Genomic DNA, 23279 nt, shown 5'->3' on the forward strand with positions numbered 1-23279 from the left:
GGATATTGAAGGATCATTGTATATGGGATCGATGGGGAGGAGGCTTCGAACCTCAGTTATTGGCGTGACATGCTTCAGCTTTAAGCCTGCTTCCACCTGCAAGTGATGTCAGTAGTTCTGGTATGACGGTTTCGAACCGGTATTCGATAGTTGCTTTGGAAAACCCCTCGAGACCGCTGCAACTGACATTGCGAGCGAGAGTGATGTCCGCCGGATCGAGGTCGATGATCCAGACAGCCGCCTGCGCGTGCGCGAAAGACATCGAGCGCTTTTGATCATAAACGCCGCCATCTTCGCATTCGAACTGGGGAATAGCCATGCATCGAGCTGTCGCGATCGCCGTCTCGTGGAGGGCATGGCTCGTCCAGACCAGTCGTGACAACTCGATGATGCCCAACAACAGAAGAAGAAACACAGGCGCAACCAGAGCGAATTCCACGGCGCTTGCACCGTGACGTTCGACGAAAAATCTGCGAATGGCCTTGCTCACTGTGCCTGCACCATTGCACTGGCTGCGATGGTGCTACCGTTCAAAGCACCCAGCATCGAGGAGAAAGGCGCGTAATCCCGCTTTACGATGATGGCGACATACTTTCCGGCGCGTCCGCCATTCGGGCAGGCCGCGTTACAGCTATACTGAGCACCCCATTCTAAAGACGACGGCGTGCCTTTGGGACAATAGCAGGCATCAGCTCTGGCCGGCTGACCGTCGAGCGTCACCTTCGCTCCATCATTGACCGCCTGCGGGCCGTTATTGATATCGACAAGGACGTCAACGTCGTCCGATGAGTTGTTGGCGACGATAGAGACGAGATTTTTGGCCAGCGCGCCACCATTGGCGCTATCGACCTGATCGACATGGGCGACCGCATAGCTCACACTTGCCGACACTGCTCCTTCGAGTTTGAAGCGCGAAAATATCAGCATTCCGATATCCGCACTTCCGACAACGATGACAGCAAAAAGCGGTATAACCAGCGCAAATTCGATTGTCGCATTGCCCGTTTTATCTTTCAAAGCAGCGCGTGCGCGACCGAGTGTCGCGAACCATCGGCCGATCCTTGTTTTCGAAAACGCGATCATTGCAGCCACGCCACCTTCCCGGCCTTGCTCAGTTGTGTGCATTGGGAAATAGCCTGGGAACCGCCTGACAGGGAAATGCTCGTTCCAATCAGTTGGAGGCAGCCACTGCTGGCATCGCCGATCTGTCCCCCGCCTCCGAACTCAACCGTGCCGTTCGGAAAATAAAATGCCCCGGAGATTTTTGCCTGGCCGCCGGACGTGATCACCGCACCTGCCTTCTTAGTGGAAGACTGCGGGCCTATAATCGCCAAATCGGCATAAGCGCCGGCTTTGGGCGCATTTAGCGTGATTGCATTGCCCCCCGTCAGACAAAAAGACTTCTTGTTACAATCCGAGCCTGATGGTGTGTCGACGCCTGAGACAATGATCGTAACGTCTTTGCCGGCTACCGCGACGTTGTCGCTGCACGATGCGCCACCGGTATTGACGGAAAAATAGCCGTCGATCGTGTAGGTGCCGGAACCAAGCTTGGCACCGCCAGCAAGATTGACGTTTCCGGATATGTCGTGCTCCGCACTTGCGGGAAGCGTAATGCAGCTGCCACCCCCGCCGCCATTTAAATCCCCGTTCAATCTGAAAATACCTTTGCCGGTGTTGGCATCCGCCATCACCGCGACAGCGCCGCCGCCCAGCGCAACGGCATTGCGGCCGCTCGATTTTCCAATCGTGTAACTATTGGAGGTGCCGAGGCCAAGTTTGAGTGATGCCCCACCACCGACATAGAAACCCGCGTCCAGCACAAATTTACTTGGGCCGCCTATCGTTATTTTTCCGGAGGAGCAGAGGCTATAGCGCGCGTCGTCGCATTTCTCGTCTCCCATACCGAAATAGAAGGCGCCTGCTCCGAACGTGAGATCAGCACCATAGACACCTTTTGCGACGGTAAATATGCCATCGCCAAATTCCAGTTTCGTGCCGTTATCGTTTTGGATTTTGCCAGAAAAATTATAGGCCGTCGATCCGCTCCCCGCGACATTGAACTTTACCTGAAGATTGCCGTGAACAAGCAAAGAGCCGGCATCGACTTTCGAACCGGCACATGTGACGTCCCACTTCTCGGTCCAGTACTGGTTGTAGTTGGCAGGATCATAACTGCACCCGATCGCTTTTAGAGCTGCCGCAGTCGTGGGTGGCGAAGACGCGCCACCAAATTCGACGTCCTGCCCGCGCGTCACCGAGGCCACCGCGGGCCAAGAGGCGTTCCTCATGATTTGAAAGCGCGCATTCAGCGCTGCCACGCCAGCGTGCTCTTCGAGCGGATCGGATGTCGGCGCGCGGGCAATGGGTGCCGGGCTGCCATCGGGCTTGACGATATTTGGTGTCCACTGGCACGGTTCCAGGGTGCCCATATAATAGGTCGCGCTCTTAGCGGTGATCTTGGTGCCGCAAGGCGCAACCAGACTATGATTGGAGGCGACGTAACAATTGGGAGCTCCAACCTGAACGCCGCCAGACAATGTCACGCCTGTTCCGCTTTTATCGAGCGCGATGATACAAGCGGCCTCCGCCGCGCCGAACGAAGCGAAAGCATCGGCCGAAATGTCAAGTGTTTTACCAACGCCGAGAACCGGCGCGAGAAACAACCTGTTCGTGGTCTTTACTTCAACACGCACCGATTGCGACGTCGGATCTTTAGGCGATGGCGTAAGAGAAACGGAAACGCTACCAGGATCGATACCGTTGAGCTTGGCAACATTCTCCGCAGCGGCTCTCATGCTGTCCTGCGAGTTGGTGTTGCCGTAGGCCAAGGCTGCTGCGTAGGATGCCAGATCTGCGATGCGCTGATTTTGGTCGCGCACTAGCAGGCCATAACCGTACTCGGTGGAAAGTGCGGCAAACCCGATAATCAGTGGCAGAGCGAGCGCCGCCATGATGGCGATCCCACCATCACGGTTCGCGGCAAGACGAGACATGACAGAAACACGTGTTCTCAATGTAAAAAATCTTTCGTATTCAAAAAGAGGTTCAGTAAAGGCAGCGTTATGGCGGCTTCGGCCTCATGCCATCTGGGAATAAACTCAGATCGCTGAGTTAAAGAAAATTGTTTTTCACTCTCATAATCGGTGAATATTGACGAATATAAGTGCGGCTTGAAACAACAAGAAATGGCATCGTAGTCGAGTCGACACGTGCAGATATTTGCGCGGAAAGATACGTATTATTTATTAACAGCAGGACAGCTAAACACGAAACAAACTTAATACGACAAATATGCCTCGAATTCGCCCTTGAAAATACAACTTATAATAAAATACAATTCATGCGACAATCCAGAATATAGGTTAGGATCCAAAGCGTACGAGCGAATCTGAAAGATTGCGACACGCTTTAGATCACCACATGCGATCCCAGTTCGACGACCCGGTTTGCGGGAAGGCGGAAGTAATCCGATGGATCAGCAGCGTTTTCTGCGAGAGCGATGAAAAGCCTGTTCTGCCAGCCCGGCATGCCAGACTTCGGATCGGGCACAAGTTTGCGACGACCGAGATAAAACGAGGTCGACATGATGTCGAACTTGTAGCCCGTACGACGCAGATAGCCGAGTGCCTGGGTGACGTTCTGGGTTTCCATGAAGCCGAAATGCAATTCCACCACAACGAAGCGTTCGCTGACCTTGGTCATGGTGTAACGTTTGTCCGGATGAACGCGCGGCGTATCTTCGGTTCGGATCGTCAGGATCACGTTCTTGTCGTGCAGAACGTGATTGTGCTTGAGGTTGTGGAGCAATGCGGCGGGCGCAGTTTCGGGATCGCCGGTCAGGAAGATCGCCGTGCCGGGAATGCGCACGGGCGCATGGGCGCTTTCCTTCTCTACAGAGGCGACGAAGGCTTTCAAAGGCACGTCGGTTCTACGGGTCTTCGCGAAGAGGATTTTCGATCCGCGCTGCCACGTGATCATGATGACGGTAAAGGCAATCGCCAGCAGCACTGGCACATATCCACCATCATGGATCTTCAAGAGGTTGGCGCCGAGGAAGATCAGTTCCAGCGTGATGAAAGGCAAAACGACCAGGAGTGTCAGCGGCAGCGACCACTTCCAATGGCTGCGCGCGAACTGGAAAAACAGCAGACTGGTTACGACCATCGCGCCGGTCACGGAGATACCATAGGCGGTAGCCAGCGCATCGGAGCTTCTGAAGGTGAGAACCAACGCCACGACGCCGAAGAGCAACACGGTGTTGACCGATGGCAGATAGATCTGTCCCGTGTTGGTTTCCGATGTGAAGAGGATTTCCATGCGCGGCAGGTAGCCGAGGTTGATCGCCTGACGCACCATCGAAAACGCCCCGGTGATGACGGCTTGACTGGCGATGATTGTCGCGGCCGTTGCCAGGATTACTGCTGGTAACAGCGCCCATTGCGGGAACATGAGGTAGAAGGGATTTGACATGGTGGACTGGTCTTTCAGGACCAGCGCGCCTTGACCGAGATAGTTGAGGGTGAGAGCCGGAAAAACCAGCACAAACCAGGCCCACTGGATGGGCTTTCGACCGAAATGGCCAAGATCGGCATAGAGCGCTTCGGCCCCTGTAATCGTCAGAAAGACAGCACCGAGCACCACAAGGCCATAGAAGCCCTCGTTCATTAGAAACTCGACCGCATGGATCGGATTGAAGGAATAGAGGATCCTATAATCGTCGGAGATATGTAGAAGACCGACGAGGCCCATCACGATGAACCAAACGGCGGTAATTGGGCCGAAGAACCTGGCGACAATCTCCGTGCCGTGCGACTGGATGGCGAAGAGGCCGACGAGAATACCGAGCGATATGGGAATGATGAACTCATCCATTGCCGGCGTGACGAGTTTCAGCCCTTCCACGGCAGAGAGAACGGAAAGCGCCGGTGTGATCATGGCGTCGCCCAGGAAAAGCGCAGCACCAATCAGACCAAGCATGATGAGGAAATTGCGCCGTGCGCCGGCCGTTTTCATCAGCAGCGCCAGAAGCGAGAGCGTGCCGCCCTCGCCGTCATTGTCCGCCCTCAGGAGAAAGCTGATATATTTGATGGTGACGATGATCGTCAGAGACCAGATCATCAGCGAAATCAAGCCAATAATCTCGGCTTCCGTCAGCCCGTCCTGTGAGATCGGCTTCAAGGCTTCGCGGAAGGCGTAAAGAGGGCTGGTGCCGATATCGCCGTAAACGACGCCGATGGAGCCGAGCATGGCAGCGAACAAGCCCTTGGCTTGGTGCTCCTCCACGTCCGGCTTGTCCAGCATTTCCTTCTCAAACGGATTTGGCATGTGCATTCTAGCTCTTCAGAGCCAGCCCTTCCAACGGAAAACAATGAACGGGATGATCGCCGATATCAGCATGACGAATATTGCCAGCGGGTAACCGTAGCTCCACTGCAACTCCGGCATATGCGCGAAGTTCATTCCGTAAATGGAGGCCACCAGCGTTGGCGGCAGAAACACCACGGACGCGATGGAAAAAATCTTGATGATCGCATTTTGCTCGACATTGATGATGCCGAGCGATGCATCCAGCAAAAAGGTAAGATTGCCGGAGATGTAGGAAACGTGTTCAGAAAGAGAATGGATGTCCCGCGAAATGGAGGCGCCCATTTCTCTTGCGTCCTTGTCCTGGTGAACAACGGAAGTCGCCTGGAGGAATGACTGCATGCGTGCGAGCGAAGTCAGACTGTCGCGGACTTTAGAAGCGAGCCGATGGAAAGAGGCTATTTCAGCGATCTTGTCTTCGAGGTAGCGCGGCGCCTTGCGCTTGCTGCGCGCCTCGCCGCCGAATATTCCCTTCGCTACGTGATCGATGCCAATCACGCTATTCTCGATGATCTCTGCCGTACGATCAACGATGGTCTCAAGCAACTTCAACAGCAGAACGGCCCCGCTCGCTATCTCATGCGGCGTGCGGGTGATGGCCGCGATGAAGAGGTTGAACGACTTAGGCTCGGCGTATCGGATCGTCACCAGTCTGTTGCCCGCCAGGATGAACGCCACATCGGTCAGCTGCGGATCGGAAGAATCAGCTTTCCAGACGAGTGACGCCGTCATGAAGACATTATCGTCTTCCTTATAGAGCCGGCTGGAGGGCTCGATATCTTTCAGATCCTCACGGGTGGGAAGCTCTGTGCCAAGCAGAGTCTCGACACGTTTTTCCTCGTCACGATGGGGATTGATAAGATCGATCCAGATGATGTCGTCCGCGATATGCGTAAGCTCTCTGTCCGAGGACAGGCTGATCGCCTCGCAATTCGAGCGATAGGCTTTTATCAATCAGTTTCTCCGGTCCGCGGTGCCGAATATCGTCGGCTGGTCGATCTAGCACATCATGCGTGGCGTTCGCAAACGCACGAATACGGCTGCGGTTCAGACGGCGCAGGGCTATGCTCCCAACGAGGTAAAGAATCAAGCGGTATTTTCGTTGGCCCATCCTGGCTCAAGGCCAACAAACCACCTCATACTTCAGAAAATGTCATCCAAAACAAACTATTGGTCCGATTTTTACTCGGACCCAATACTGGTGCCCTGCTTCTTATGAGCAGTTGATATGCGATCAATGCATCGATGCCGGAGCAGTTTCGGCATATTTTTCAACGCTTTCTATTCAAATACGATCTTTGGCGCGGTTCGTCCGGACCCTCTTGAGATCTCTGTCCACACCTTTTGTGCGATATCCTGATAGGCAAGCGCTTGTGGACCTTGCGGCTCGTTGACGGTGATGGGCGTGCCGGCGTCCGACATTTCCCGGATCGCGATGGTCAAAGGCACCGCGCCAAGGAACGGAACGCCAATGCGGCCAGCCTCGGCCTCGGCACCACCATGGCCAAAAATATCGTAGCGCTTTCCAGTATCGGGCGCGACGAAATAGCTCATGTTTTCAACGATCCCGAGAAGCGGCACCTCGACCTTGCGAAACATGGTGATGCCCTTACGTGCATCGATCAGGGCGAGATCCTGCGGGGTGGAAACGATGACCGCTCCTGCCAGCGGCACCTGCTGGGCGATCGTCAGTTGCACGTCGCCAGTTCCCGGCGGCATATCGAGAACCAATATGTCCAAATCGCCCCACATGACTTCGCGCAGCATTTGCATCAACGCCGACTGCACCATCGGACCGCGCCAGATCATTGCAGCTTCTTCATCCACCAGAAATCCCATGGACATGACCTTCAGGCCGTAATTCTCCATGGGCATGATCGTGCGTCCTTCGCCCTGCTTAGGGCGACCCGAAATGCCGAGCAATCGCGGAATGGACGGGCCATATATATCTGCATCCAATACGCCCACGCGCAAGCCGAGCGCCTGTAAGCAGAGAGCGAGATTGACGGCAGTGGTGGATTTACCCACCCCGCCCTTACCCGAAGCGACAGCGATGATCGCACCGATACCCGGCACACCGGCCTTTCCCTGTTGTTGTGGCGCCGGTCGCTGTGGTGCAGGAGGGGCTTTCGGTGCGGCTGCTGTGGCTGAACTACCGGGCCTGCTATTGGCCGTGAGGGCGACGACGGCGGCCTTGATGCCAGGAACAGTCAGCGTTGCTTTTTCCGCAGCCAGACGCAGTGGTTCAAGTTCATTCGCCTTTGCGGCAGGCACCGTAATGGAAAAATAGGCCTTGGCATCAGCCAGAAAGATCTCCGATACCATGCCCAGTGCGACGATGCTTTTATCGCTGCCTGGATAGATCACATGCTCGAGTGCCTGTTCGATCTGTCTCTTATCTAGCTGTGCCATGCCACTCCACCCAATCCGCTTCAGCAAGGGTTAGATAGAGCAGACAACGCCATTCGCCAATGTCACAACCCTTGCATTCGTCAAAGAAACACGAAGGTGCCCAGATTTCTGCGCAGGCGAGAAAGATGCGTCGCGTCGGTCGGAATGGAGCGTTGTGTGTGCGTCCAAGGACCTTAAGGCGCGCTAACTGGTTTCAAGCGTGTCCGGATCGAAAACGCGACCGTCGAAAAACGCATCGGGTCCAAGAAAAAGCGGCGCGCGATAGGCCCCGACCGGCGAGCGGCTACTCAGTGCTCCCTCCACCTTCATATTGGCCGCAGGCACGGGCGCGAATATCGGTTTCAACGCTTTGCGAAAAATGTCCGGGCGAAAGACTTCGGCGGCAGCCTCGCGCATGGCCTGATCGGCGATATAATGCGCTGGGCATTCGTCCCGACGGACCATCTGGTTGAAAAACCAAAGAGCTTGGCTCTGCCATGGAAAGTTCGCCGCATTGGCGCTGAATGCCAGAAAGTCTGGACACTCGAGCAATCGTGCCGGGGAGTTGGGAATGAAGCCGGACAGGGAGGGGAGGATCCGTTCGCTCTCGCAGGAGAGATAGAGATCAGCCGCCAGAAGTTCGGCCAGCTCCTCGATATTCGCTTGCGCCGAGCACCATTCTCCCGCGCGGTAGAGCGCACGCAGTAGCGAATCAAGCGTCTGCTCGTTTTCCTCTGCCCACGCCTTCGAAACGGCAAGCGCCTTCTCCGATCCATTCTGCCAAATGTGAGATTTTGTCGTGACGATACGCCCCGCTCCCTCCGTTACAACAGCGCTTCCATAGGGTTCGCCAACGTAAAAACCGTCAATGTCGGCTTTTGAGAGAAGATGCGGCATTTCTCTGGATGCGGCTTGCCTGATGGCAACATCGTCATGTCCTGCCAGGCGAGCGCTGGCTATCAGGTAGACCAGTTCATAGCTGGAACTTGAGTGTGGATGTTCCGTTGCGAACGTTAGGCGCGGAAGACCCGCGTTTTGACGCGCAATCACAATGCGCGATAGTGCCCGCGAGACCGAACCAGGCTCTGGGATCTTCATGCCCTGCTCTACCAGATCATCATATAGCAGATTGCTGACGACCAGCGTGGAGCCCCCGGTCGCCAGAATGAATGGTACGATAAGATCGGTTCGCGGCTCAGGCGATGGCAGGAGGGCGAGTGATACGGGTAGAGAAGCGGAAAGATGGGCGCCATCGATGCGCTCTTGCGACCATGCGTGGAGAATATCGCTCGGGGCGCTCATTCTGATGAGTTCGAGTCCGACACCTTCGTCGGCGGCAAAGCCCTTTTCTAGTGCTGCGACGAGAATGGCGCAGTCTACGGTAGGAGAAAACGCTGCTCTGAAGCGCCGTGTTCCTGCCAAATCAGTCTCCCTCTTTATCGAGGTGTGAAGGATCACTCACCCTGTGGCGGATAACAACAGGAAAAAGAGAAGATCCCTATTTTATCAAGCCTGCACGCAGCGCCTTCGCGACGGCCTGCGTGCGGTTGACGGTATTGAGCTTCTTCGTTGCGCGATTAAGGTGGTGGTTAACCGTGTGCTCGGAAAGCGAAAGAATGTCGGCGATCTCCGCACTCGTCTTGCCCGCAGCAGTCCAGTTGAGGCAATCGATCTCGCGATCCGTCAAGGTTTCACTGACCCGCGAATCCAGACTGCGCACATAGGCGAGATGTCCGTAAAGATGGGCGGCCACGTAGAAAATTTCCGCCACTTCCGAGGGCGAGAATGACGACCTGCTGCCTGAAATGGACACGCCACCCCGCATCCCCCTCATATCCTGCACCGGACACCATATGGCATTCGTCATTTCGAAACGTCTAAACAACTCCACCAATTTCGCGCCAAGCGCAGGGCGATGCCCCTTAGAGGTGAACTCCAGATCCACGAAAAAGGGCGCGCTCGCCTTCTCTAAGGCTTTGAAAATATTACTTTTACGCAGAAGACTATTGTCGTCGTATTCCTGAAAAAGATCCGCGGGCCAACTGCTCATCACAGTGCATTGCGACAGGCTGACCAATATCGGCGTCGGTACATCCACGACCAGGAACGCCTTCATGCCCCAGCTTTCAGTGATCCTCTTCATAAACCGGAAAATGTCGAACTGGCTTTCGAGACGTAGTAATTCTTGGACGCAGTCCGCGCCCATTGGAGAAGTTTTTTCTACTCCGGCATCGAGCATTCGTACAAATCTTTATAGTCGAACTTAGTGAATGGCCTCATAGTTAGCAAAATATAAGTTTCACGCAAGCAAAAGTTGGCCCAAAAACGTCTCTCGCTGGCCTGGTTGCAACCATTTTCAAAAATAAGCAAAATTTTACCTCACGTGGACGGTGACAGCCGTATGGAGGCCTCATCGGAAATACGACGCGCGATGGCTTGCACCATCGGCGCCCATCCTTCGAGACGCTCTCTCGTCAGTCTATAGGCCGGACCGGTCACCGATATTGCCGGATAGAGGCCCTGCCTGCCCGTGTTGACAGGCACGGCGATGCATTGAATGCCTTGCTCGTGCTCCTCAAGATCGAACCCGTATCCGCGCTCGCGTATCGCGGCGATCTCCGCGAGCAGAGCGTCCGCGCTGGTCAGCGTATTGGATGTAAAGGCATTAAACGACAATGATCTAACCAGGCGCAACAACGCGTTGTGAGGGATTAGGGACAGCGCCGCCTTGCCGACGCCAGTGCAATATAGGGGTGAAGTACGGCCGATCTGGGAATACATGCGAACGGCGTGCTTCCCATCGATCTTGTCGAGATAGATGATTTCGCAACCGCGGACGACGCCAAGATGAACGGATTCGCCTGTCTGCTCATGAAGATCGCGCAAATGCGGTGCGGCGACGCTGCGCAGGTCGCTGGCGCTCCAGGCTTTGGCAGCAAACTTCAGCAACCTGATCCCGGCGCTGTAGGACTGATCCAAGTTCTGTTCGAGAAGTCCCTCTTCGACCAGATGCGTTAGTTGCCTGTGCAGTGTTCCACGCGGCTGACCCGATCTTTTAAGAATATCGGTGAAGCGGAGCGGCTCATCGGCCATTACCACCGTTTCAAGCAAGGCAATGGCCTTACCGAGCGTTCCGGTGGAAATATCCTTTGTTTCAGCATCGGAAGAACGGGACATGAGCGATTTTCTCGACAAGGCAAGAACTGAGCTTGACAGGAATGGGGTAAGACGATGATTATTCCATTAAATAAAACTTAGTTCCAAATAGTAGAACTTTCAACCGTCAAGTTGATATCATCATGGGCAATTGCTTGGGCCAATCGCAGGAATTTTCCAACAAAGGCGTTCTAATCACCGGGGGCGGATCAGGCATCGGCGCCTCATTGGTGGAAGCATTTGTGCAACGAGACGCCCATGTCGCCTTCATCGACATCGATGCGCGCACTAGCAAAGCATTGGTCGACCGGCTGTCGACGGAAAACAAAACGTCTCCGCTATTCTTGCATGCGGATCTGCGCGATCCGTCTCAGCTTGCCATCGCGGTAAGGCAGGCGGGCGACGCGCTAGGCGGGCTCAAGGTCCTCATCAACAATGCGGCGTGGGACGATCGGCATGATATCGAGACGGTCACGAGCGATTATTGGGACGCCAATCAGGCCGTCAATCTGAAACAGGTTTTCTTCGTATCGCAGGCAGCGCTCCCCTATCTTCGAAAAGAGCAAGGTGCCTCCATCATCAACTTTTCGTCTATTTCGTATTTGTTGAATATGGGCGAGCTGCCCATCTACGCCGCAGCCAAGGCAGGCATCATCGGCATGACGAAAAGTCTGGCAGGGAGGCTCGGTCCGGAAAACATCCGGGTGAACGCGATCCTCCCCGGCATGATCGTGACGGAACGGCAAAAGGATTTGTGGCTCACCGAGGAGTCCATCTCACGCACCGTCGATCGCCAGTGTCTCAAACGCACACTGACCGGCGAGGATCTGGTCGGGCCCTGCCTCTTCCTGGCGTCAGATGCCTCTGCCGCCATGACCGCACAAACAATGATCATCGATGGAGGTCTTCTCTAATGTCAAATGCCGCATTCGTTGCCGTGGACTGGGGCACGACAAGCTTTCGCCTTTGGCTGATGAGCCGGTCGGGCCATGTTCTCGCCGAACGCCGTAGCGCCGAGGGCATGACCATAGCGATGCGAACCGGATTTGCGCAAGTTCTGGCCTCTCATCTGTCTGCCATATCCGCACCGGAAGGTTTGCCGGTGATTATCTGCGGGATGGCTGGGGCACGCCAAGGCTGGATCGAGGCGGGCTATGTGGATGTTCCAGCCAATCTGTCGGAAATCATGCAGCGTGCGACGCCAGTTCCCAACCAGAACAGCGACATCCGCATTCTTCCAGGGCTTGCCCAAAGAGACGGGATCATGCCGGATGTGATGCGTGGCGAAGAAACGCAGCTTCTCGGCGCGCTTTCCACTCAGTATCCTACAGGCTCTCAGCTCGTCTGCATGCCGGGCACCCACTCCAAATGGGTTCGCGTCAGAGATTTGAATGTTACCCAGTTTTCGACTTTCATGACGGGAGAAATCTTCGATGTCGTCTCGAAGCAGACGATTCTCTCCCATGCCATTGTCGATGCCGAGACCTTCGATGGCGATCTTCCCGCATTCCGCAATGCCGTGATCGACATCTACAATCATCCGCATATGGCAACCAATCGCTTCTTCACATTGCGGTCTGGACAGCTGCTGCACGGACTGTCGGCAACGGATGCAAAGGCGAAGCTATCGGGAACCATGATCGGTCTGGAGATAGCCGGAGCTCATGCGAGCGCGCCGCCCGATTCCTCTGTCGTGCTGGTCGCGTCGGGAGCTTTGGGTGAGCTATACAAGTCAGCGTTTCAAGCGCTTTCCATCGATTTCACCACCATAGATGCCGATGATGCGGTTCGCCGGGGGCTGATCGCCGCCGCCACATCCATCTGGCACTGAGGAGCTTCAAGCCAATGTACGTTCCCTTCCCCGAGATGAAATATCCGCTCGTCGCCATCCTGCGCGGCATCCGCCCCGAGGAGACCGAGGGTGTCGTCAGCGCGCTTCTGGAAAGCGGGCTTCGTGCTATCGAAATCCCGCTGAATTCGCCAGATCCATTCCGGTCTATCGAAATCGCCGCAAAGCTTGCGCCAGCCGACGCGCTGATCGGCGCGGGCACCGTTTTGACGGTTGATGACGTTGCCCGTCTGGATAGCGTCGGCGGAAAGCTGATGGTCAGCCCCAATGTCGACACGGATGTCATTATTGCGGCCCGTGAAAAGGACATGGTGACGATGCCAGGCGTGCTGACGCCGACGGAAGCCTTGCTCGCTCTCAAAGCAGGCGCTACCGGCCTCAAGTTCTTCCCCGCAAGCGTGCTTGGACCGGCCGGAATTGCCGCGATCCGCTCCATCTTGCCAAAGGACACGCTGGTTGCCGCTGTAGGCGGCGTATCCGACAAGAACTTCTCCGATTACACCAGCATCGGCATCAAGGCGTTCGGGCTTGGAACAAGTCTATACAAACCTGGTACGACTGCAGAGCAAGCGCGTGAACGCGCCGAAATTACCGTCAAGGCTTACGAAAGCGCACTGGGAGGTTAAGATATGGCAACCGTTCATCCGTTTCAGGGCAAGGTTCTGGACAGTACCCAGTTGATGCTTGGTGAGGGGCCGAGCTTCGATCCGATCTCCCACAAGATCGCGTGGCTCAACATTCTGGGCAAGGAGCTGCATGAGCTCGACCCGGTATCCGGCGACAAGACGGTCGTCTCCCTGCCCCTCATGGCAAGCGTGGTCGCTGCAATCGATGGGGAGCGACAATTGCTGGGAACGGAAAACGGACTGTTCATTCGTAACCGCGCCACTGGCGAACTATCTCTGCATGCCGACTTCGAGCCGGGCAAACCGGGCAACCGTTCGAATGACGGCAGAGTGCATCAGAGCGGCGCGATCTGGATCGGCACCATGGGCAAGAAGGCGGATGATGGTGCGGGAGCAATCTACCACGTTGCCAGGGGCGTCGTGACGATGCTCTTTGATGCGATCAGTATTCCAAACGCCATCTGCTTCTCGCCGGACGGCGCCACGGGCTATTATGTCGACACCAAGGTGAACCGATTGATGAAGGTCATGCTCGATCCAGCGACCGGGCTTCCCATCGGCCCTTCCAGTGTTTTCATCGATCGCTCCGAAGAGGATGGCGGGATCGACGGGGCAGTCTGCGACGCTCAAGGACATATCTGGAATGCCCGCTGGGGGGAAGGCGCGGTCGATCGCTACGATCCCGAGGGTCGACATATCGACCGCTATGAGGTTCCGGCCACGCGCACGACCTGCCCGGCGTTTTTTGCTAGCGGCGCGGACAGATTGCTGGTCACTTCTGCCTGCGAAGGCCTTGAGGACGCAGAGGTCAAGGCAAACCCGCATCATGGCGCAACCTTTGATCTCGGCGTAACCGTCAACGGCAGGCTGGATGGGCTTTACAGGCTGTGATGCGCAATGCGCGCGCAACGCCGATCACGATCTTCGAGGTCGGCGCCTCAAGGGGGAAGGTCTGATCAGATCACATCCGCATCGATAAAGTTATGTTTTTCCCGCAGATAGCGGCGCGTTGAGGCGGCGTCCGCGGGGCGTCCGTAAAAATAACCTTGTCCCATGGCGCAGCCCAACCCTTTGAGCTTTTCGGCTTCGCCAGCATCTTCGATACCTTCGGCCACGACTTCAAGATCAAGGCCGTCGCACATGGCGATGATCGCCTTGATGATATGTTCCGATGGCCGATCCGTTCTGATGCGCGAAACGAAGGCGCGGTCGATCTTGACCTTGTTGAAGGTGAAGTCCCGCAACCTGCCAAGACTTGATTGTCCGGTTCCGAAATCGTCCAGCGAGATGCGCACACCTGCCTGCTGTAGTTCTGCGATGATCGTCTGAGCGGTGTCCGCCGAACTCATGACGGCAGTTTCGGTAATTTCCAGCTCCAGCCGGCGTGGGTCGAACCCGACACAGGCGAGAATGGACAGGATATTGCTGGCGGTCGACGGGTTCATCAATTGCGCCGACGAGAGATTGAAGGACAAGAACAGTTCCCGTGGCCATGATAGCGCCGTTTCAGCGGCTTTTCGCAGCAACGCTTCGGAAAGAGCGTCGATGAAGCCGCGCTCTTCCGCCAGGGGCACGAAAACGTCAGGCGGTACGAAACCGAGATCCGTGTCGCGCCAGCGCGCCAGCGCTTCAAAGCCGATTACAGAAGCATCCGCCAGCCTGACGATTGGCTGGAAATGCACATCGATACTATCGGCCATGATCGCATTTCGAAGCGCTTGTTCCAACTGCGTGGCGCGCGTCATTTCCTGGGCTATCTCGTGGGAATAGACCGTGATCTGCCCGCGTCCGCGCCTTTTCGAGCGGTAGAGGGCCGTCTCGACGCTCTTCATCAGATCGTCGAACTCCTCTCCGGCAAAAGGATGGATAGCAAAGCCGAACGAGGACGATAGACGGACGCTGCGATCGCCGAGATCGTATGGCGCCGACAACACATCCTTGATCATCTGGCCGACGCGCTCGGCAGTGCCGCGCTCGAAGATGAGCGGCAGGATGAAAGCGAACTCATCGCCTTCATGGCGCGTGACGACCGAACCGTCCATCATGCATGCCTGCAGGCGGTGCGCAACCTGGCACAGAATCTCGTCGCCTGCATGTGCCCCGAAGAGATCGTTGATCGGCTTGAAACCGTCAATATTAACGATGCCCACCGTGAAGGGAGCGGGATCGGATGCCCGTTCCGCCGCGAGAAGCTTCACCTTGTCGCGCAAACGATATTTGTTGCCCAGCCCCGTCAGCGGATCGCTATAGGTCATCGCCTGCAACTCGTGCTGGCTGATGAGCGGAAGTGTCGGCACGGACGGATTCATTCACATATCCTGAGGGCTCTATGGTGGTGCGGATTATCCGGGTTCCATCCTTAACAAAGGCTGTCCATGGGCCGACAAAATATGATTACCATCAGGAATAAAGGTCCGAGGTCATGCAAGGCGGCTTTGCGTCTGCTGGGGCAGGAAACGCTTCAGTAGCATATCGATCATGTCCGGGCTGATCGGCTTCAACATCATGTCGTCCATTCCCGCATCGAGGCAGGCCCGTCGATCACCCTCGAAAGCAAGCGGCACGACCCCGACGATGGGTGTTCTGCCTTCCGTCAAAGCCTCGATCTGCCTGATGCGCCGGGTAACCTCGAAGGCGTCGATGTCGGGCAGCGTCGTGTCCATAAGCACCAGGACAGGGCTCTCCTTTTCGAACAGCGCAAGCGCTTCCTGGCCCGTAGGTGCCAGCCGGTATTCGATCTTGAAACCTTCCAGAATTTGCGAAAAGACAATCTGGTTGATCTTGTTGTCTTCCACCACGAGAACGACAGGGGCCTGTCCGTCGGCGACCTCGTCGTCCAGGCCGGTCATCACAACCCAATCGTCGTCCATGCCGCGACCCTGCTGCACGTTTCCAAGCGAGCGAAAATGGCGCGTCAGTCGATTGACAAGAGAGCTTCCGATCTCGAATTCGTCCGCAGTCATGATCTGAACCCCGAATGTCGCAGGCAGATCGAGACATTGCAGCGGTAGCTCTATATCCACGACGACGAGATCTATGCGCAGACCCATGGAATCAGCAACCGCCAGGAAGGCTTCCTGTTCCGCCATGCTCACCGCAACGGCGCAATCTACCCCGATAGCCGACAGCCGTTTGCGGGCCGCCTCACCGGCTTCAGCGTTTGAGACGACCAAAAGAACGCGACGATCTTTCAGCACTAGCGATGCTTGGTGGTTCTCGTCGTCCATATAGGAACTTGGGGTAAAGGTCAGATACTCCAGCCCCGGAATGATACGTCTGCCATCAGGCTGCGTCACTGCAAATGCGGTGACGTCATCCATGGTTGTGACAAGGAAATGGCTGCCGGGTTTGCCGACCCTGTGCTTTCTGGTGATCACAAGGATCTGCTCGCCGGTCAGCAATGTCACAAGTTCAGGCAGGACGGCGGGAACGCCAGTCTCTAGAACCTGCTTGTCGATTTCATCGATCGAGGCGGCAAGAGCCTGCGCGTGAATATCGAAGACGGTGCGACCCAGGATCAGATCGGGCGAGGTTTCGATAAGGGAACATCCTGCTTTGTTGACGGCGGAGTAGACCCGGTTGCGATCCTTGACGAAGATCGACAGCGGCAAATTATCGAGAATTTCTTCGGTTATCTGCACTCTGGAGACATCGGCACGCCAGTGTTCCTCTCGCCTCTTCTGTTCGGAAATGTCCGATATGGCGCAGATGCAGAAACCGGATGGTATCCGGCGCTTGGTGAAGCGCAGCCACTTGTCGGCTGGCCGCTGCTCCAGCGTTTCGGAACGCTCCGACCAATGGCAGGCCAGCTTCCTGGCAATCCATTCGTCCCGGTCGATCCGTGTGCCGCGCGACACACCCTCGCCAAATCCCGCGCGATCGTAGAATGCGCCCAGGACATCCTTCAACCTCGATCCAAGGGCAACATCGCCTTTATCGATCGGCAGCAAAGTGAAAATGCGCTGACTGACGAAAACAAGACGATCATCACGATCGTAGATCAGAAGCGCTGCTGAAATTGCATCGCTGACGGCATCTAACAGCGCAGTTTGAATGGCCACGCCATCTGGCGCTAAATCATTCATGACAATTCCCTATACACGTCTCCAGAACGCGCTCAACTCATCGTGAAAATCCGCGACGGCAAAAAGCTTCAGTTTTTATGGAAACATGCAGGCAAACTGCTTGAGAAGTCTTTCCAGGTCATGCAGGCGGCGCCCAGCGCTTCCGTTCTGCACTTGTCAGCCACCTTGGAAAGGGGATTGTGTCGATCATTCAAGCATCAACAGTCTTAGCGGGCCAAAATTAAGGACGTCTTAAATTACGATAAAAACCTTCATGAGGAAAAACGAACTGAAGGGCTCTCTATGAAAGCTCGCAATTTCGCTTTCGTCCGGGCAACGAATCCGCGACAATGAACCAATGTCAATCAAGCAGCTTTCAGAAACACTGATCAACCAGATCGCCGCAGGTGAAGTCATTGAGCGCCCGTCGAGCGCAGCGAAGGAACTGATCGAAAACGCCATCGACGCAGGAGCGACGCGGATCGAGATCGCAACCGCCGGTGGCGGCAAGGGGCTCGTGCGCATCACCGACAATGGATGCGGCATGTCTGCGTCCGATCTGGAGCTTGCAATCCGCCGCCATTGTACGTCGAAGATCTCGTCGACGCTCGACGACATCCGCACACTGGGCTTTCGCGGCGAGGCGCTGCCCTCCATTGGTTCGGTTGCCAAGCTGACTATCACCAGCCGAGAGCACGGGGCAAGCGAAGGCGCCATCATTTCGGTCAGTGGCGGCAAACTGCTGCCGGTACGACCTGCCGCTGCCAATACCGGCACGATCGTCGAGGTGCGCGACCTGTTCTTCGCAACCCCTGCCCGATTGAAATTCCTCAAGACCGAAAAGGCAGAAGCGGCGGCGATCACCGAGATCGTCAAGCGGATGGCGATCGCCTTTCCCCATATCCGTTTCGTGCTGTCCGGCACGGATCGGTCAACGCTTGAGTTTCCATCCACCGGTGACGACCATCTGGCGCGCATGGCGCAGATCCTTGGAGCCGAGTTCAAGGATAATGCCATCGAGATCGATGCCGTGCGCGAAGACGTAACGCTTTCCGGTTTCGCAGGCGTTCCCACTTTCAACCGGGGCAATTCGGCGCATCAATACGTCTTCGTCAATGGTCGCCCGGTACAGGATAAACTTCTCCTGTCGGCCATCAGAGGCGCTTACGCTGAAACAGTCCCGCACGGCCGATATCCTGTCGCGGTTCTTTCGCTGACCCTCGATCCGGCGCTAGTGGATGTCAATGTGCATCCGGCCAAATCCGATGTGCGCTTTCGCGATCCAGGCCTCGTGCGCGGATTGATTGTCGGCGCGATCCGTCAGGCGCTTGCGCGTGAGGGAGATCGCGCCGCCACTACGGGCGCTTCGCAGATGATGAGTGCTTTCAGGCCGGGTTACAGCCCTTCAACGGTCAGACCGTACTCTTCCCAGGCTTGGACGCCAACCAACTCCCCTTCCCGGCCCCTTCAGATGTCTCACGACATGGCTTTTCGCGAGCCAGCGCAAGCGCAGTTCGTCGATATAACCATGCCCACGGCCCGATCCGACATTTTCACGTCGCGGGAGGAAGAAACCATCGCCGTCTCAGAGCCTTCACGCTATCCGCTCGGCGCGGCGCGTGCGCAGGTTCACGCCAATTACATCGTCGCCCAGACCGATGACGGGCTGGTGATCGTCGATCAGCACGCCGCGCATGAACGTCTCGTCTTCGAGGAAATCCGCAAGGCGCTGCATGCGAAGCGACCTGCCTCGCAGGTGCTCCTCATCCCTGAAATCATCGACCTGCCGGAAGAGGATTGCGACCGTCTGATGGAGCATGCGCCGGGCTTCGACAAGATGGGACTTTCGATCGAGCGGTTCGGGCCGGGCGCGGTTGCGGTTCGCGAGACCCCTGCGATGCTGGGAGAGGTCAACGTGCAGGGGCTTGTGCGACAACTGGCCGATGAAATCGCCGAATGGGATACGGCAAGCAGCCTGTCCAGCAAGCTGGAATACGTGGCCGCAACCATGGCCTGCCATGGATCTGTTCGATCCGGACGGCGGATGCGTCCAGAGGAGATGAATGCGCTTTTGCGCCAGATGGAAAACACGCCGGGCTCCGGCCAATGCAATCATGGACGACCCACCTATATCGAACTCAAACTCGCCGATATCGAAAAGCTGTTTGGCAGAAGTTGAGCGCACGGGGCGAGCTGAATATGACGTTCGACATAGCTATGCGGCCACATCGATGGTCACATGTCCAAGATTTGCCCACTAGAATTGCAGGCTGCGTAGGAATAGAGATCGCATCCACATATGAGAAGACCGAGGAGACGGACGCGGATGAACAGATTTGACGGTGGGCTGCGGGAAGCGAAGATAGAATATCTCGATGGGGACCTGCGTGTCATCCAGAGCGGCTCCTACGTGGTCTGCGCCATGACGGGTGCTCAGATTCCGGTCGATGAGTTACGCTACTGGAGTGTCGTGCGTCAGGAGCCCTATGCCGATGCGGCAGCGTCGGTCGAGGCAGAAAAGCGCGCGGGTGCCTTACCGAACCAGAAACGGGCTTGAGCCCACTATTTTCAGCGCTACTGCATACATCATTATTGCGAGAGATTTCATATGTTCGGTTATGTCGTTGGCCTGCCTGCCTTTGCGAGCTATTTCGCGGTGGGTCTTTTTGCCTACACGGTCTTTGCCAGCGTCTATACAAGACTGACACCCCATGATGAAATCGGCCTCATCCGCTCGGGCAATCTCTCCGCAACCATCGCTTTTCTCGGTGCCCTGGTCGGCTTCGGTCTTCCCATGGCATCGGCAGCAGCGAACTCCGTCAATATCGTCGATTTCATTATCTGGTCGGCTATCGGTATCGTCGTACAGATCCTCGCTTTCTACATTGCCCGCGCCAGCCTCCCCGGGATCCATGACAAGATCAGCCGTGGAGAGATGTCCGCAGGCGTTTGGGGCGGCGGAATCGCGCTTATCATTGGCATTCTCAATGCCGCCTGCATGACATACTGAGGAGACTTCGCATGAAAAGACGCATGCGAAGCCATGCACGGCCGATGCTGTCATTGGGAACCATTACCGTCTCGAGCCTTGCTCTGGCGAGTTGTGGCGAGCAGTCTCCGGATGCCTTCGTCTTCAAGTCCCCTCAGCAATGCGTGATGAGCGGGATCGGCGCAGATGTCTGCGACATCGCCTTTCGCGATGCGATGAAGGACTACGGTCAGAACGCTCCGCGTTTTGCAAATCAGACGGCCTGTGAAGACAGTTTCGGCACCGATCTTTGCACGCGCTCGGCTCGTAGTCCGCAAGACACCGCGCCCTTCATCCCGGTGCTGACCGGCTTTTACCTGTCGCGCAACGTTCGCTCCATGGCGGATTACGATGCGGACCGAAAACGCCAGGAGGAAGAGGAACAGGCTCCTGAAAGTTCCGGCGGTGGGGGAAGCAGCGGTGGCGGATCGTTCCGTTTCGGTAGCGGTTCGGCGGTCTACAAGGACCGTCGAGACACCGCTATGGTCGCACGCAGCAAGGCAGGCGAAGGCGGAAGCAACGCCTACCGGCTTCTCAGCAATGTCAGCTATGGCGTTCCTGAAACCACGGCGCGCAGCGGGTTTGGCCATTGGGAGTCGTCGAGGCGTTACGGCAGTTGAATGAGGCGCATCTCCCTTTCCGAAAGACCTGACTGGCGCGAACAGGCACGATCCGTCGGCTTCGGCTTTCACGAGATGTATGGAGAGCCTTATTGGGTGGACGATGCTGCCTATGTTTTCAGCTTCGATCAGATCGAAGAGGATATAGAAGGACCGTCTCAAGAGCTTCATGAAATGTGCATGGATCTCGTCGCCGATGTCATCGAAAGCGAGGAGACGCTCGAAAAGCTCCGCATTCCGGAAGAGATGAGAGATGCGGTCCGACAGTCGTGGCTACGCGGCGACCGCCATCTCTACGGACGGTTCGATCTCGCCTACACAGGTGAAGGGCCCGCCAAGCTTCTCGAATATAATGCCGACACTCCAACCTCGATTTTCGAAAGTGCTTATTTTCAGTATGACTGGCTGACCGATCGCATTAACGCAGGCGTACTGCCGGAGGGTGCGGACCAGTTCAACTCTCTTCAGGAAAACCTGATCGAAGCGTTCGGTCATTTTCCGACGACCAGCATCTTTCATTTCTCTGCCCTGCTCGACAATGAAGAGGACCGCGGAACGACGACCTATCTGATGGACTGCGCCATGCAGGCCGGCCATCAAGTAGAACTCATCGACATACGCGATATCGGTGTGGATCGCGCAGGTCGCTTCACCGATCTGAAGGATCGCTTGATCGAGCGGTGTTTCAAGCTCTATCCTTGGGAAGTGATGTTCAACGAGCCGTTTGCGGTCCATCTTCGACATGCCAGCGGCATTTTTGTCGAACCGATGTGGAAGTCCATCCTGTCCAACAAAGGTATCCTTCCCTTGTTGTGGGAGCGTCATAGAGGCCATCCGAACCTCCTTGAGAGCTACTTTGCCGGAGATTGCGAGGCACAGAGCCTCGCCGATTATGTGAAGAAGCCCCTCTTTTCTCGAGAAGGCGAAAGCATCTCCCTGTTTGAGGGCCAGCGACTGGTCGCCGAAAACCCCGGCATCTACGGCGCGGAGGGCTATGTCATTCAGGCAATGACGCCGCTCTTCGATGTGGATAATGTTCACGCCATTCTCGGAAGCTGGATCGTGGGCGATGCAGCGTGCGGCTTGAGTATCCGCGAAGATGAAAGCCGTATCACCACCAACCTTTCGCGCTTCGTGCCACATGTCATCGTCGATTGAAGACGGCGATATCCGGATCCCAACTTTGTCGGCCCATTTTCGGAACCATCGGTAGCCCGCCAGGTTCGGTATGCCGTGCTATGACCAGCACCAACATTTGGGAGATACACATGGCAGAGAAGAAGCTCGACGATCTTTTCTATGATACGCTGAAGGACATCTATTTTGCGGAACGCCAGATATTGAAGGCGCTCCCCAAAATGGCGCGGGCAGCCAGCAGCGACAAGCTGAAAGCGGCATTCGAAAAGCACAAGGAAGAAACCCAGGGTCAGATCGAGCGCCTCCAGGAAATCTTCGAAATCATCGGCAAGCGCGCCCAGGGAAAAACCTGTGAAGCAATCCAGGGTATCATCGCAGAAGGCGAAGAGATCATGGAAGATTTCAAAGGAAGCCCAGCGCTCGACGCGGGCTTGATCTCGTCGGCGCAGGCGGTCGAACACTACGAGATGGCGCGTTACGGCACGCTCAAAGCCTGGGCGCAGCAGCTCGGGCACAAGCAGGCCGTCCAGTTGCTTGATGCAACGTTGAAAGAAGAGACGAAGACAGATGACGACCTCTCTTTACTGGCGACCGAGTCCTTGAACGCAGCCGGAAAGAAAGCCGCCTGACATCATTCCAGTCATGCAAAAAGCCGGAACACTCGCTCCGGCTTTTTCGTGCGACCAGCGCAGCCAGTCCGCCCAACGTCAAGAATGTTCAGGCGCTTTATGGCGCCTGGGTCGATGGATTTTTATCGACGCCTTCGGTCGGTGGCGTTGCGCCGGATGGCGGGTTGTTATCGAAACTCTGTCCGCCCTGCGCACCGGGATTGAGCGTCTGGCTGGATGTGGCGGGGCCTGGTGGTGGCGGCGTTTCCGTCGTCGCAGGGGCGGTGCTCTCACCCCATATTTCTGCGACCAGCCAAACGGCGAGTGCCAGAAACAGGCTGATGACGAGAATGGCCAGAACTGGCTTACCCTTGAAGCCCTGACGGGTTTCTCGCGGCGTGAATGTCTTCTTCTCCACGTTCGGTTGCTGCAT

22 protein-coding genes are annotated in these 23279 nt (G+C 56.3%); 10 read left to right on the forward strand and 12 right to left on the reverse strand.

What is annotated here, in order from left to right:
* Positions 1–52: 52 nt before the first annotated feature.
* The 9 genes from ACQZ5M_RS05050 to ACQZ5M_RS05090 all read right to left on the reverse strand — a co-directional run bounded on the left by ACQZ5M_RS05050 (position 53) and on the right by ACQZ5M_RS05090 (position 10935).
* Complete coding sequence (locus ACQZ5M_RS05050) at positions 53–490, reverse strand: TadE/TadG family type IV pilus assembly protein (protein ID WP_296078084.1); 438 nt, start codon at positions 488–490, stop codon at positions 53–55.
* The gene (locus ACQZ5M_RS05055) at positions 487–1083 is read right to left on the reverse strand and encodes a TadE/TadG family type IV pilus assembly protein (protein WP_296078104.1); all 597 of its coding nucleotides are present in this window, start codon (positions 1081–1083) and stop codon (positions 487–489) included. Before ACQZ5M_RS05055 ends, ACQZ5M_RS05050 begins: the two co-directional genes overlap by 4 nt.
* Positions 1080–2996: a pilus assembly protein TadG-related protein gene (locus ACQZ5M_RS05060; RefSeq protein ID WP_296078081.1), complete on the reverse strand. Its 1917-nt coding sequence runs from the start codon at positions 2994–2996 to the stop codon at positions 1080–1082. The genes ACQZ5M_RS05055 and ACQZ5M_RS05060 overlap by 4 nt, the downstream gene beginning before the upstream one ends.
* A gap of 415 nt (positions 2997–3411) precedes the next feature.
* On the reverse strand, positions 3412–5304 hold the full coding sequence (locus ACQZ5M_RS05065) for a potassium transporter Kup (protein WP_296078102.1): 1893 nt from the start codon (positions 5302–5304) through the stop codon (positions 3412–3414).
* A gap of 39 nt (positions 5305–5343) precedes the next feature.
* On the reverse strand, positions 5344–6321 hold the full coding sequence (gene corA / locus ACQZ5M_RS05070; protein WP_296016804.1) for a magnesium/cobalt transporter CorA: 978 nt from the start codon (positions 6319–6321) through the stop codon (positions 5344–5346).
* A gap of 327 nt (positions 6322–6648) precedes the next feature.
* Positions 6649–7779, reverse strand: coding sequence for an Mrp/NBP35 family ATP-binding protein (locus ACQZ5M_RS05075; protein ID WP_449079221.1), 1131 nt, complete (start codon positions 7777–7779; stop codon positions 6649–6651).
* Between the two features lie 183 nt (positions 7780–7962).
* Entirely contained in the window at positions 7963–9180 is a 1218-nt protein-coding gene (locus ACQZ5M_RS05080; protein ID WP_296078078.1) for an ABC transporter substrate-binding protein, read from the reverse strand.
* 76 nt (positions 9181–9256) lie between these two features.
* Positions 9257–9997, reverse strand: coding sequence for a helix-turn-helix transcriptional regulator (locus ACQZ5M_RS05085; protein ID WP_296016811.1), 741 nt, complete (start codon positions 9995–9997; stop codon positions 9257–9259).
* A 140-nt stretch (positions 9998–10137) separates the two neighbouring features.
* On the reverse strand, positions 10138–10935 hold the full coding sequence (locus ACQZ5M_RS05090; protein WP_296078076.1) for an IclR family transcriptional regulator: 798 nt from the start codon (positions 10933–10935) through the stop codon (positions 10138–10140).
* A gap of 122 nt (positions 10936–11057) precedes the next feature.
* Here ACQZ5M_RS05090 and ACQZ5M_RS05095 point away from each other — a divergent pair, with 122 nt between their 5' ends.
* Genes ACQZ5M_RS05095 through ACQZ5M_RS05110 form a run of 4 tightly spaced genes read left to right on the forward strand, consistent with a single transcriptional unit; the run spans position 11058 to position 14280 of the window.
* Complete coding sequence (locus tag ACQZ5M_RS05095) at positions 11058–11828, forward strand: SDR family NAD(P)-dependent oxidoreductase (RefSeq protein WP_449079222.1); 771 nt, start codon at positions 11058–11060, stop codon at positions 11826–11828.
* The gene (locus ACQZ5M_RS05100) at positions 11828–12745 is read left to right on the forward strand and encodes a 2-dehydro-3-deoxygalactonokinase (RefSeq protein WP_296078072.1); all 918 of its coding nucleotides are present in this window, start codon (positions 11828–11830) and stop codon (positions 12743–12745) included. Before ACQZ5M_RS05095 ends, ACQZ5M_RS05100 begins: the two co-directional genes overlap by 1 nt.
* A gap of 14 nt (positions 12746–12759) precedes the next feature.
* On the forward strand, positions 12760–13389 hold the full coding sequence (locus tag ACQZ5M_RS05105; protein ID WP_449079223.1) for a 2-dehydro-3-deoxy-6-phosphogalactonate aldolase: 630 nt from the start codon (positions 12760–12762) through the stop codon (positions 13387–13389).
* A 3-nt stretch (positions 13390–13392) separates the two neighbouring features.
* Positions 13393–14280: an SMP-30/gluconolactonase/LRE family protein gene (locus ACQZ5M_RS05110; protein ID WP_296078068.1), complete on the forward strand. Its 888-nt coding sequence runs from the start codon at positions 13393–13395 to the stop codon at positions 14278–14280.
* 65 nt (positions 14281–14345) lie between these two features.
* Here the strand turns inward: ACQZ5M_RS05110 and ACQZ5M_RS05115 are convergent, their stop codons facing one another.
* Together ACQZ5M_RS05115 and ACQZ5M_RS05120 are read right to left on the reverse strand one after the other, a co-directional pair.
* Positions 14346–15698: a putative bifunctional diguanylate cyclase/phosphodiesterase gene (locus ACQZ5M_RS05115; protein ID WP_296078066.1), complete on the reverse strand. Its 1353-nt coding sequence runs from the start codon at positions 15696–15698 to the stop codon at positions 14346–14348.
* Between the two features lie 111 nt (positions 15699–15809).
* Positions 15810–17474, reverse strand: coding sequence for a response regulator (locus ACQZ5M_RS05120; protein ID WP_296041462.1), 1665 nt, complete (start codon positions 17472–17474; stop codon positions 15810–15812).
* A gap of 337 nt (positions 17475–17811) precedes the next feature.
* On the opposite strand from ACQZ5M_RS05120, the gene mutL reads away from it, so the two are divergent.
* The 6 genes from mutL (at position 17812) to ACQZ5M_RS05150 (ending at position 22867) form a co-directional block, all read left to right on the forward strand.
* Positions 17812–19632, forward strand: coding sequence for a DNA mismatch repair endonuclease MutL (mutL, locus tag ACQZ5M_RS05125; RefSeq protein WP_296016829.1), 1821 nt, complete (start codon positions 17812–17814; stop codon positions 19630–19632).
* Positions 19633–19779: 147 nt separating this feature from the next.
* On the forward strand, positions 19780–20010 hold the full coding sequence (locus ACQZ5M_RS05130; protein WP_296016831.1) for a DUF2093 domain-containing protein: 231 nt from the start codon (positions 19780–19782) through the stop codon (positions 20008–20010).
* 51 nt (positions 20011–20061) lie between these two features.
* Positions 20062–20463, forward strand: a complete 402-nt coding sequence (locus tag ACQZ5M_RS05135; protein ID WP_449079224.1) for a DUF350 domain-containing protein — start codon at positions 20062–20064, stop codon at positions 20461–20463.
* A gap of 11 nt (positions 20464–20474) precedes the next feature.
* A complete protein-coding gene (locus ACQZ5M_RS05140) occupies positions 20475–21101 on the forward strand; it encodes a DUF1190 domain-containing protein (RefSeq protein WP_296101162.1) in 627 nt (208 codons plus the stop codon).
* Entirely contained in the window at positions 21102–22259 is a 1158-nt protein-coding gene (locus ACQZ5M_RS05145) for a glutathionylspermidine synthase family protein (protein ID WP_296078061.1), read from the forward strand. It begins immediately after the preceding gene.
* Positions 22260–22369: 110 nt separating this feature from the next.
* Positions 22370–22867, forward strand: coding sequence for a YciE/YciF ferroxidase family protein (locus tag ACQZ5M_RS05150; protein WP_296041476.1), 498 nt, complete (start codon positions 22370–22372; stop codon positions 22865–22867).
* 97 nt (positions 22868–22964) lie between these two features.
* On the opposite strand, the gene ACQZ5M_RS05155 is transcribed toward ACQZ5M_RS05150, so the two are convergent.
* Entirely contained in the window at positions 22965–23279 is a 315-nt protein-coding gene (locus tag ACQZ5M_RS05155) for a hypothetical protein (protein WP_296016842.1), read from the reverse strand.

Source organism: Rhizobium sp. 22-785-1 (assembly GCF_053521965.1).